The following is an 11,406-nucleotide window of genomic DNA, read 5'->3' as shown; positions in this document are numbered from 1 at the left end:
GTGGTGGCCGTAAGGCCATGGTAGTTTGAGACAACCCCTTAATAATCTCTCACTAGTTGCTGCGTATAGGCGACTTGATGCCCTCCGTTCTTCTGCGGCTTAACATGACGGTCAGACCGGCAAACATCATAATCACGCCTGTAGCGACGAAGATCCAGTTCAAACCCAGGAATAACCCGAGCAGACCTCCCAACAGTGGCCCAAGCATGGAACCGAATTGGTTCGCGCTCGCCGTCAGTCCGAAGGAACGACCTCGGAATTGTTCGTCGGTGTTCTGCACCATAAGCGTATTGACGATAGGCACGACGCCCGCCATAAAAAGGCCGAACAGAAATTGCACAGCGGCGAATACCCAAAGCACTTCCACGAAATACTGCATGCAGACGACCGTGCCCGCTGTAAGCAAACAGAACACGAGAATGCGATAATAGCCTTTTCTCTCGCCTAATCTGCCCCATACGGGAGAAGCGATAATACCCGCTACACCGATCAAGGACAAGACCAGACCGGCAGACAACATCGCTCCCTTTTCTCCGCCAAGATCCGCGATATGAAGGGCAAGCTGAGGCTGTATCATATTGATGGACAACTGGAACACGACAAGCACGAGCAGCATGCCCATAAGTCCCTTGTTCCGGAACGCCATCCGATAAGTGTAAGGCTCCAGTTTCTTAACCCCTGAGCCCTCCGAAGGTTTAGCCGCAGGCGAGTTGCCTTCCTTAACCCAAAAGATGACCGCGACGCTCGCTGCCAAAATAATGAGGGATGCCGCGATAAAAGAGTGGCGAATGCCGAACAGCTCCGCCAGCGTACCGCCGAACAGCGGCCCTAAAATGCCGCCTGTCATCGTCCCTGCCTGCATCAGGCCAAGGCTGGAGCCAAGTTTCTCCTTTGGCGCGATCGATGCGACAATCGACATGGACGCCGGCACGAAACCGCCCACGAAACCTTGCATCATCCGAACGCCGACCAATTGCCATGGCGTCTCCACAAAGGCGAACAACGCATAAATGGCCGCCAGGCTGACGCCCGCCCGAATAACCATTTTGCGCTTGCCGTATTTGTCGGCCATCATGCCCCACAGCGGAGCCATCACGGCCCCCATCAGGAAGGCCGAGGAGTGAACGATACCCGCCCACAAGTTGACCGAGCTCTTGTCTACTCCGAGATCGAAGAGGAACAACGGCAAAAAAGGGATCGACATCGTATAGCTGGAGCTGCAGAACAACACGCCAAACCACAAAATCCACATTGTACGTTTCCACGGTTCTAAAGTCATAAGCTGTTATTGTTCTCCTCTCTCCACACGTGAAATCAAATAAAACTTGTCCGCAGCCGATTTACAATACTTCAACTATACGCGTGTCGACGCCTTACTTCAAAACCGAATTAAGCAGGAATTGCAAGAAAAACCCGCTTCCATAGCCGAAGAAGGCTGATTATCGAAGTATTCGCATAAAATAAATTGAAACCAACTGCCAGTGTTCCACGTATCACCGAAGTGTTCCTGTGTGTTATACTGAACAGGCAGCCCAAGGTGAAACGACGTCGCCGAAGCGATGCGTTTCAATCCATACAAAGGAGCCTACTTCATGTTTCAAGCCGTCATTGATTTTCTGGAAGACTACGGCCCCTGGGGATTATTCGTTCATTCCTTTCTGGATGCGGTGATCTTTCCGATCCCTGCCTTTTTCCTTCAAGTATCTTTAAGCATTCTTAATCCTTCCAACGCATTGTGGCTCGCTACCTTCGGATACATCGCATGTCTGCTCGGTACGCCGGTAGGTTATCTTATCGGCAAGGTCATGGGCAAATCCGTTCTGTATCGCTTCCTGAAAACGGAGTGGATCGATGCTGCAACTTCCCGATTTCAAAAAAACGGAGAAGCTGCCATCCTTATCGGTTCATTTACCCCTATTCCGTTCAAAGTATTCACGATTCTATCGGGATGCCTGAACTTCCCGTTATGGCGTCTGATCGGATATGCTGCCCTGGGAAGAGCCGTCAAGTTCTATGCCGTTGGCGCGTTGTTCTACTTTTACGGCCGTGCCGCGGAATCAATGGTTAAGGATGTATCGTTGTATATCTTCATCGGCGGCGTTCCGCTGATTGCTCTCTTTCTGTTCATTCGAAGCCGTATCCGCAAGCGGAAGGAAGCAGCAACTGCTGCCGCGGAACCATCCGAGCAAGCATTCGTTAAGACCAAGGCCGTCGCAAGCACATCCGACAGTACCGATCTGGGAAGCCAATTGTAATGGCAAAAAGCTATCCGAATTCCGCTCTCAATAACGAGCGGAATCGCGGATAGCTTTTTTTTAAAGCAAATCTATAATTACTAATTCTGCTTGCGGAAGCTTGTCCCTTTACAGTGCGCTTCCGCCATACAGGAACCGATATTCCCAATGCGTGCCCATGATATCGTTCGTTCTGACGCCGCCGCTTTCTTTGGAATAGGTATGCAGAACTTTGCCGTTGCCGAGGTAGATGGCTACGTGCGTGATCCTCTGACTCGACTTGTTTACGCCGCTGTACGACGATTTGCTGCTGCCCTTGTAGGACATGAAGAACATAAGATCTCCGCGCTTTAGCTGGCTGATGCTGGTGACGGCATTGCCTTTGTTTTTCACGTACGTGCCTTGCTGACGCGAATCGGCTGGAAGCGTTACGCCGAGAGCCTGCTTGAAAATATGCTTCGTGAAGTCCGAGCAGTCGAACGTTGCCGTCGTGTTGCGATTAGAGCCGAATTCGTAGGGCGTTCCCAGATATTTCATCCCCGTCGCGATCATCTTCTCGACGGAATTATTCGTTGCTCCTTCCTGGGAAACCGAATCGCCTCCCGTGGAGCCTCCGCTGCCGCCGGTTTCCTTGTCGGCACCCGAACCCGTGCTTGGCCTGCCATTAACCGTAATATATTGAGACTGCGAGGTGACATATCCTCTCACGCCATTAGAGTCCATAACCTCGTACCAGCCGCTGCTTGGCTGGGAGATCACCTTCACTTCCTCGCCAGTCTTTAGATAACGGACTCGCGTATACGAGGTTCCCGGTCCTTTGCGGAACGATACCGATTTTTGGATAACGCCTGTCAGTGTAGCTAGCGCCGGAGTATCCGTCCCCGTTCCCGATTCTGTACCGCCGCTCGGCGCATTCGAGCCAAGTTCCGTATATTTCGAAGATGATGAAATATAACCCGTCTTGCCATTCGTATCGCTGACTTTGTACCAGCTGCCCGACTTCTCCAGAATGGATACTTGTTCGCCTTTCTTAAGCATCCGAATGACCGAAGCCGTGCTGGATGGGCCGGACCGCATGTTTACTCCCCATATAACTTCTGCAGATTGCGCTGCATGCGCGACCGGTGCCGGCAACGCAGCCACAGACCCGAATAACAACGCGGCGGACAATGTTGCAGTAACGACTTTATATTTGACTGATGTGTTCAAAATTGTTACGCCTCCTCTGGTTTCTTGGATGAACAATGCCTTGTTTGGCGCCCACAATCATTGTAAGTTGGCGCTCGCTGGACAGGCATCGTCCCAAGTTCCTAAAAGGCGGGGTCCCGGCATGGGCGCAGCGCATTACCCTTTTTTGCTAAGAAAAAATTAATAAAAGGCATCCCCGCCCATGGGGATGCCTTCCTTGGAAATGGATGTATAACGTCTCGCCCTTACAGCCGCTTCAAGGGCGGCACTGTGAATAACCTCATAAAACATTAGGACCTTCTCATAAGGTTTCTAGGACTATAGAATCATTTTTAGCCGATTGACCAGAGGCATGGTCTTAATTACCAATAGGACTCTCGAGCGGCTCGACATGGACATGCACGCTTAAAATGTTGTGCTTTCGTCCCAATCTGTGCTCGATCTCGTCGCAAATACGGTGGCTTTCGATGAGCGTCAGCTCCGGATCCACCTGTACAATGACGTCGACAAGCACGTTGCTGCCATGAATGCGCGCCTTGATGTCCTTAATGGTCTGGACGCCCTTCGTGCGGGCTATCGTCGTCCGCAAGGTATGCAGCTCCTTCTCGTCGAAGCCGTCCGTCAGCGCATGCGTAGAGCTATAGAAGATGCTCCAGGCCGTCTTGCAAATGATGAGTCCCACGGCAATCGCTGCGACCGGATCCATCCAAGGCATGCCGAACTGCGATGCAATGATGCCTACGGCCGCACCGATACTTACGAGAGCATCGGACAAGTTATCCTTGGCGGCAGCCAGCAGCGCCATATTGTTGATCCGCTTCGCGAGCCTGCTGTTGTACATGTAAACCGCGCCCATGCATACGGCGGAGAACAAGGCTACCCATGCCGTTATCAGATTAGGCGTCTCCTTATGCCCTTCGAACAACGATTGGCCCGCCGTGATAAGCACCTGCAAACCTACGCTTGCCATAATAAACGAGGCGACCAGCGCCGCGATCGTCTCCGCCCGGAAGTGTCCGTATGGATGATCCTTGTCCGGCGGCTTCTGCGAGATCCGCAGGCCGATCAGGACCGCCACCGATGCCACGATGTCCGTCAGGTTGTTAAACCCGTCCGCGACAAGGGCGCCGGATATGTACCAATAACCCGCTCCAAGCTTCAATGCCGTCAGAGCAAGATAAGCGCCGATACTGACCCAGGCACCTTTCTCGCCTTGTTTGATTTCATCATACTGATTCAACTTTCAAGCCCTCCTGCCACTCTGCTATCGCTTGTTACCATTATCTCTCTAATATCTAACGGTTATCATACCCGACGTATATCGTGTGGGTCTAGAGAAACAGTGTTGACCAGATGCGCGCTTTTATGCACGAGGGCAACACACTTGGCTTGGACCACATGGCTTTCGACAAACAACAAGCCGCCCGGAGATCGCTCCGAAGCGGCTTGGTCGAAACCTATTATTCTAGACCGAATACATACGTTCGCGCAGTTCTTTGATTTCCGCGCTCTCGAGATACTCGTCATACGTCGTCATTCTGTCAATGATGCCGTTAGGCGTAATCTCGATAATGCGGTTGGCTACCGTCTGAACGAACTGATGGTCATGGGACGTGAACAGAATCGTGCAGTCCGTATCGATCAGGCCGTTATTGAGCGCCGTGATGGATTCCAAGTCCAAGTGGTTGGTAGGCTCGTCGAGAATAAAGACGTTGGCGCCTTCCAGCATCATCTTGGACAACATGCAGCGGACCTTTTCGCCTCCGGACAATACGCTGGCTTTTTTCATGGCTTCGTCGCCGGAAAACAGCATGCGGCCCAGGAAGCCGCGTAGGAACGTCTCGTCCGGATCCTTGGAATATTGGCGAAGCCATTCGACCAGGTTCATGTCCACGCCCTCGAAATACTTCGAGTTGTCCTTAGGGAAGTAGGCGCGGGTCGTCGTTACGCCCCACGAGTAAGAGCCTGCATCAGGCTCCAGTTCGCCCGCGATCAATTGGAAGAACGTAGTCTTCGGCGTGCCGTTCGGCCCTACGAATGCGATTTTGTCGCCTTTGTTGATTGCAATCGTCATGTTGTCGATGACCTTTTCGCCTTCGATCGTTTTGGTCAAGCCGTCCACGAGCAGCAGTTGCTTGCCTGCTTCGCGCTCGCCCTTGAACAGGATGAACGGATATTTCCGATTCGACGGACGAATGTCGTCGAGCGTGATCTTGTCGAGCAATTTTTTACGGGAAGTCGCTTGCTTCGACTTGGATTTGTTGGCGCTAAAACGTTGAATAAACGCTTGCAGCTCCTTGATCTTGTCTTCCTTCTTTTTGTTCTCGGAGCGCTGCAGGGACAGCGCCAATTGGCTGGACTCGTACCAGAAGTCGTAGTTGCCTACGTACATCTGGATTTTGCCGAAATCGATGTCGGCGATATGCGTACATACCGTGTTCAGGAAGTGACGGTCATGGCTGACCACGATTACGGTGCCTTCGTAGCGCGAAAGGAAATCTTCCAGCCAACGGATGGATTCGATGTCCAGATGGTTGGTAGGCTCATCGAGCAGCAGAATCTGCGGCGATCCGAACAACGCTTGCGCCAGCAAGACGCGGACCTTCTCGTTGCCGTCCAGCTCCGACATCAGCTTGTCGTGCAGTTCGGTCGTAATGCCGAGGCCGTTAAGCATCTCGGCGGCTTCGGATTCCGCTTCCCAGCCGTTCATCTCCGCGAATTCGGCTTCCAGCTCGCCCGCGCGCATGCCGTCTTCGTCCGTAAAGTCCGCTTTGGCATACAGTGCGTCTTTCTCCTTCATGACTTCATAGAGCTTCTTATGGCCCATGACGACCGTCTCAAGCACTTTAAAGCTATCGTATTCGTAATGGTTCTGCTTGAGGACCGCCAGCCGCTCGCCTGGCGTAATATGAACTTCGCCGGAGGACTGTTCCACTTCGCCCGACAGAATCTTCAGGAAAGTCGACTTGCCCGCGCCGTTAGCGCCGATCAAGCCATAGCAGTTGCCCGGCGTAAACTTAATAGTAACGTCTTCAAAAAGCGGTCGCTTCCCGAAACGAAGCGTAATGCCACTTGTACTAATCATTTCTCCAATCCCATCCTTTACACATTATGCTCGCACTATTATAGCATAGTCTGTACTGGAAACGAACGCACAAATGACAGAAACCTTCCCGCCGTTCGAAGTTTACTTCCGCTCGCCGTTCCCGGCAAGCTTCCATGTCTCTCCGTGCGGAAGGACGATGATGCGGTTTTCCTCCAGCTTGCGTCTGCAGCGCTCCGCCTCCAGCCGTTCCAGCGCTTCCAGCGGCGTATCGTCCGCGAGCTTGAACGCGCCGTAATGCATGGGTACGAACCAGCGGGCTCCGGTATCCTCGAAGGCTTGCAGCGCTTCTTCCGGCGTAACATGCTGCGGTCCCATAAACCATTCCGGCTCGTACGCGCCGATTGGCATCAAGGCTACGTCGATGTCAAAGCGGCGGCCGATTTCCTTAAAGCCGGCAAAGTAGCCGCTGTCGCCTGCAAAGTAGATCGTCGGCGCATCGCATACCATCGGCCGGCCGTCGCAAACCGTCATCTCATCCGCCGAATAGCCCGCGGCGATCTCACGCCGCATGATCTCCGACTCGCAAGACGACGCACCGCCTGTGCCGTGAAGCGCCACTTTCCCGGAAGTTCCATCCGGCCTCAACAAGCCCGGTCCCGAATCCGCCCCGCTTTTCTGAATAATCCAGCCGCCCCAATGCGAGCTGTTCGTATCCCATGGGTTGCGGCGGGTCCAGTGCTGGGACGGAACGAACGTAAAAGTCGTTTCGCCGATTCTCGCCGACTCCCACCAATGCAGCTCCTTTACGCGCGAGAACCCCTTGAACCGCAGCTTGGAGCTGAGTCCGGCAGGTACAATAATTTGTTTGGCCCCGCTCAGTCTGCGAATCGAGCCGATATTAAGATGATCGTAATGAGAATGCGAGATCAGGATAACGTCGATAGGCGGCACCTGATCGATGGGGATGCCCGGCGGGGCAAGACGTTTCTGGAACGCCATTTTCCCAGCCCATACGGGATCCGTCATAATATTAAGACCTTCGATTTGGATAAGGAAGGTGGAATGTCCGATCCAGGTAATCGTGGGCAGCTCCGTATTTCCTTTCAGAAACTCGATATCGGGTTCCACGTTCGGCACTTGATACGAATAATCCTTGTGCTTTATCTTCCTGACTCTTTCCTGTCTCCACCTGTTGAATTGCTTATATGAGTTTTGCTGCACGACTTTATTCTGATTAGAGAAACGCCTGATACGCACACTGCTGCCTCCTCCCTTGCTTCTGTCTTATCAATAAGATACCAAGGGCGGGGCATGGTTTGCAAATAAAGCTTTCTTCATAACAAGCCCAATTTAAGTCGGTATTCCATGCCATTTTTAGAAAATCGATGCCATGCGTGGTATAGTAGGAGGAAAGGAGGTACGCATTTATGAAACTATTGTCGATAGAACCGACGCCAAGCCCGAACTCCATGAAGCTCAATGTAGACGAGTCGCTGGCGCGCGGAAGAAGATTAACATATACCGTCAAGGAGGCGGATGCCGCGCCTCATCCCTATAACGAACTGCTGCGGATTGACGGGGTGCGCAGCGTGTTCCGCACGGCCGACTTTATTGCGCTCGACAGAAAGCCGGGCGCCGACTGGGCCCGAATATTGGGCGAAGCCCGCGAGCTGCTGCAAGGCGACGGCATCCCGGCTGACGGGACCGATACAAGCAAAGGCATGGGCTCCGGGTACGGCGAAGCTCAAGTGCTGGTTCAGATGTACAGAGGCATTCCCATGCAAGTACGAGTGCGGATGAACGACGGAGAGACGCGTTCGGCGCTTCCCGATAAATTCGGAGAAGCGGTAGGCCGGGCGGCGGGCTCCTCCATGATTCGCGAACGGATGCTGGAGGAATTCGGCGTCAGGTACGGCGAGCCCGAAGAGATAGCCGCGGAGATTGTGCGCGAGTTGGACGCGTCTTATACCGATGACAGGCTGGACGCTCTGGTAGAAGCAGCGCGAACAGCAGGCACGGACGGACAAGAATCGGCGCCCGTCGCTCCCCGTCCTGCTCCGCTCAGCCTGGAGGAAGCGACTGTGGCGTTCGGAGCCCCGGACTGGCAGAGCCGCTACGCCGCTCTGGACCGTTATGTCAGCGCTCCGGAAGGACTGCCGCTGCTGGACCGGGCGATTCGCGACGAAAATGCGTCCGTGCGCAGGCTGGCCGTCATCTACCTCGGCGATCTGAAGTCGCCGGAGGCGATGCCGCTCCTGTTCGAAGCGCTACAGGACGCTTCTGCTTCCGTTCGTCGCACCGCAGGCGACACCTTGTCCGATCTCGGAGATCCCGCCGCGATTGGACCTATGATCAAGGCGCTCGGCGACAAAAACAAGCTCGTGCGCTGGCGCGCGGCCCGCTTCTTGTACGAAGCAGGCGACGAGACGGCCGTGGAGGCTCTCAAGGAAGCGGCGAAGGATCCCGAATTCGAGATCCAGTTGCAGGCGCAGATTGCGCTGGAGCGCATCCTGCGCGGCGAAGAGGCTGCCGGTTCCGTATGGCAGCAAATGACGGCAGCGCGAGGCGGGCAGGGTTAAACTCCTGATCTCTCGCGTTCATCGTTCCGTTTGCTATTTGTTTATACCCGTGCAAGGAGGTGAGGCTTCGTTCTGCGGCATTACTTATTCGAACGCGATTTGAGGAGGAGATAGTATGGCTTTTACTTTGCAACTAGGAGAACAAGCGCCGGACTTTAAGCTGCCGGCTACCGATGGCAAGACATATTCGCTGAAGGACTTCGCCGATGCTAAAGTACTTGTTGTATTCTTTACCTGCAATCATTGTCCGTTTGTTGTCGGTTCCGAAGAAGTTACGCGGGCTACCGCACTGAAGTTCATGGAGCATGGAGTGGAATTCGTCGGCATCAATGCCAACAGCGTCCGGACCAAGCCGGATGATTCCTTTGCCCATATGGTAGAACGAATGTCGGAGAAAAACTTCCCCTGGACCTATCTGCATGACGAAAGCCAAGACGTCGCAAGAGCTTACGGAGGACTTCGTACGCCTCACTTCTATGTCTTCGATCAGGATCGGAAGCTGCTATACTCGGGCAGAGGCGTGGACAATCCTCGCGAGACGGACAAGATGACCGTCAACGATCTGGACAACGCTTTGTCCGATCATCTGGCCGGTCGCCCTGTCGCCGTGCCGCTCACCAATCCCATCGGCTGCAACGTGAAGTGGGACGGAGAGGACGAGCACTGGATGCCGGCCGAGGCTTGCGATCTGGTGCCCCAAACGAAGTAACTCTGATTCTGCATTTGGGTTCATACACTGCAGCGCCTTCCCTACTATGAAGTTTTTAGCAACAAAACCGTCTGCCGGAGTTGGCAGACGGTTTTGTTGCTGTTGCCTGTCAGTTAAGTTCGAATCGCCGACGTCCATCCCCAAAAAAACGCGTCGCGATCCCAAGCCGCTTTGCCGCCATGCAGCTTCTTGAACGCCTTCTTGACTTCCTTGTCGATGGAAGCATGACCATTGTCGTTTACGTAAATATACTGTTCGCCATAACGAGCCGTAATGTGCTCAACGGCCGCCGCTTGATACAGGATCCCCGCATTTTTCAGTTCATTGAACATCCATAACGCAATTTCGTCCGCCACCGTATGATTATCGCTCATGTCTATTCCTGCCTCTCAAGGGTATTCCAGTTGGATATTGACAATTAAGGAATCATCGCCGGCGTAAGGCTCGTAGCTAGCCCGATAGCCGACAGCCACCGGGGCATCTTCGAAAGCTTCCTTGAGCGCTTCGGGAAAGCCGTCCGCGTCCGTATAACGGAATTGCAGGCCGCCTGCTCCGTCGTGGATGGCGCCGGCGATCGTCGTCTTAAGCGCGTCCTTGCCGCGCACCGTATTTTTCTCTTCCAACCAGTGCAGTCCGATAGCAAGCTTAAGCTTCGCCGCTAGACGGGCTTGCTCGCCGTTGCCGCCGTTCTCCATCGCCTGCAAGGCATCCGCATAAGCGTTTTCAGCCGCCGGATATTCGCGCGTCCACCCATGGTCGAGGCGAAGCTCTTCATCCGTTTTCAAATAATAGCTGTAACGAATCGGAGAACCCGGCTCGGCTCCAACCGGATCGTCCCAAGTCAAGTCGAGGTGGTACCAGATCCCGTCCAGCTTGACCATGTTCCAGGCATGTTCTCCCGTATTGACGGTCCCTTCGGCGATCCGCACTTCCAATCCCGCCTTCTCCAGCATCCTGTACCCCAGAAGCGAATAACCTTGACAGACAGCCGTACCAAGCGTAATCGCCTCATATGCGGTGTAATAAGAGAGCGACTGATCGTATTCCACATGCGTAACGATCCAGTCATGGATCACCTTGACCTTCTCGTGATCGTTCATGCCCGGAGTTATCAGCTTCGCCAGCGTAGCTTCAACATGGGCGTCCACCTCGGCCGACTGCTCCTTCGTCTCGCGGAACTTCGCTTCTATGGCTATCGTCGACTTGTTGCCCCAGCTCCTGATCGTGTACAGATAGGACTCCAGAATATAGGCGGAATAATCGTCATGCATAAGCGCTGACCGGATAATGTCCGTCATATTATCCGACAGTTGCTTCCGATTGCCCGTGTAGGTGACGGAGAATTGCCCGGAACGGGCTTGAAATCCCGCGGCCAACTCCAGCTCCAGCTTGTCGTAAGGTCCTTCCCCGGCGACGGACGACTCCGTGACCGTTCCGTCCAGCGTATTCAACTTCACTTGTTGCTTGCTTACGGCCGCGACCGGCTCGTCCGGATCCGATATGGAGGGAAACAGATCCAGCTTCAGCTCCAGACTATAAGCCGCCAGTATAATTATGGCCAACACCAGAAGTCTCGACGTTACGTTTCGCATACCCGCCTCCTTGCTCTTGCTCTCTTCCTTCCATCATATGGCTTGTATGACCGTTTCA

Annotated in this window: 10 protein-coding genes; 3 read left to right on the top strand and 7 right to left on the bottom strand. The window is 53.9% G+C overall.

What is annotated here, in order from left to right; all coding sequences use genetic code 11:
- Positions 1 to 52: 52 nt before the first annotated feature.
- Entirely contained in the window at positions 53 to 1,279 is a 1,227-nt protein-coding gene (locus B1748_RS01710; RefSeq protein ID WP_087566129.1) for an MFS transporter, read from the bottom strand.
- Between the two features lie 313 nt (positions 1,280 to 1,592).
- On the opposite strand from B1748_RS01710, the gene B1748_RS01705 reads away from it, so the two are divergent.
- On the top strand, positions 1,593 to 2,255 hold the full coding sequence (locus B1748_RS01705; protein ID WP_087566128.1) for a YqaA family protein: 663 nt from the start codon (positions 1,593 to 1,595) through the stop codon (positions 2,253 to 2,255).
- 108 nt (positions 2,256 to 2,363) lie between these two features.
- Here the strand turns inward: B1748_RS01705 and B1748_RS01700 are convergent, their stop codons facing one another.
- From B1748_RS01700 to B1748_RS01685, 4 genes are all read right to left on the bottom strand, one after another.
- Positions 2,364 to 3,443, bottom strand: coding sequence for a C40 family peptidase (locus B1748_RS01700; protein ID WP_087566127.1), 1,080 nt, complete (start codon positions 3,441 to 3,443; stop codon positions 2,364 to 2,366).
- A 337-nt stretch (positions 3,444 to 3,780) separates the two neighbouring features.
- Positions 3,781 to 4,662, bottom strand: a complete 882-nt coding sequence (locus tag B1748_RS01695; protein ID WP_087566126.1) for a cation diffusion facilitator family transporter — start codon at positions 4,660 to 4,662, stop codon at positions 3,781 to 3,783.
- A 225-nt stretch (positions 4,663 to 4,887) separates the two neighbouring features.
- A complete protein-coding gene (locus B1748_RS01690; protein ID WP_087566125.1) occupies positions 4,888 to 6,507 on the bottom strand; it encodes an ABC-F family ATP-binding cassette domain-containing protein in 1,620 nt (539 codons plus the stop codon).
- Positions 6,508 to 6,609: 102 nt separating this feature from the next.
- A complete protein-coding gene (locus B1748_RS01685; RefSeq protein ID WP_087566124.1) occupies positions 6,610 to 7,725 on the bottom strand; it encodes an MBL fold metallo-hydrolase in 1,116 nt (371 codons plus the stop codon).
- 170 nt (positions 7,726 to 7,895) lie between these two features.
- Here B1748_RS01685 and B1748_RS01680 point away from each other — a divergent pair, with 170 nt between their 5' ends.
- Positions 7,896 to 9,047, top strand: a complete 1,152-nt coding sequence (locus B1748_RS01680) for a conserved virulence factor C family protein (protein ID WP_087566123.1) — start codon at positions 7,896 to 7,898, stop codon at positions 9,045 to 9,047.
- Between the two features lie 115 nt (positions 9,048 to 9,162).
- The gene (locus B1748_RS01675; RefSeq protein ID WP_087566122.1) at positions 9,163 to 9,756 is read left to right on the top strand and encodes a thioredoxin family protein; all 594 of its coding nucleotides are present in this window, start codon (positions 9,163 to 9,165) and stop codon (positions 9,754 to 9,756) included.
- Between the two features lie 113 nt (positions 9,757 to 9,869).
- Here B1748_RS01675 and B1748_RS01670 read toward each other — a convergent pair whose 3' ends face one another.
- Positions 9,870 to 10,130 (bottom strand): DUF6953 family protein, encoded by a 261-nt coding sequence (locus B1748_RS01670; RefSeq protein ID WP_087566121.1) that lies wholly within the window; start codon positions 10,128 to 10,130, stop codon positions 9,870 to 9,872.
- A 15-nt stretch (positions 10,131 to 10,145) separates the two neighbouring features.
- Positions 10,146 to 11,348, bottom strand: coding sequence for a transglutaminase domain-containing protein (locus tag B1748_RS01665; protein WP_087566120.1), 1,203 nt, complete (start codon positions 11,346 to 11,348; stop codon positions 10,146 to 10,148).
- Between the last annotated feature and the right edge of the window lie 58 nt (positions 11,349 to 11,406).

Source organism: Paenibacillus sp. MY03, assembly GCF_002165585.1.
GTDB classification, from domain to species: Bacteria; Bacillota; Bacilli; order Paenibacillales; family Paenibacillaceae; genus Pristimantibacillus; species Pristimantibacillus agaridevorans.
The sequence above is the reverse complement of the archived record's forward strand: the minus strand, read 5'-3'. Positions and strand labels throughout refer to the sequence as shown.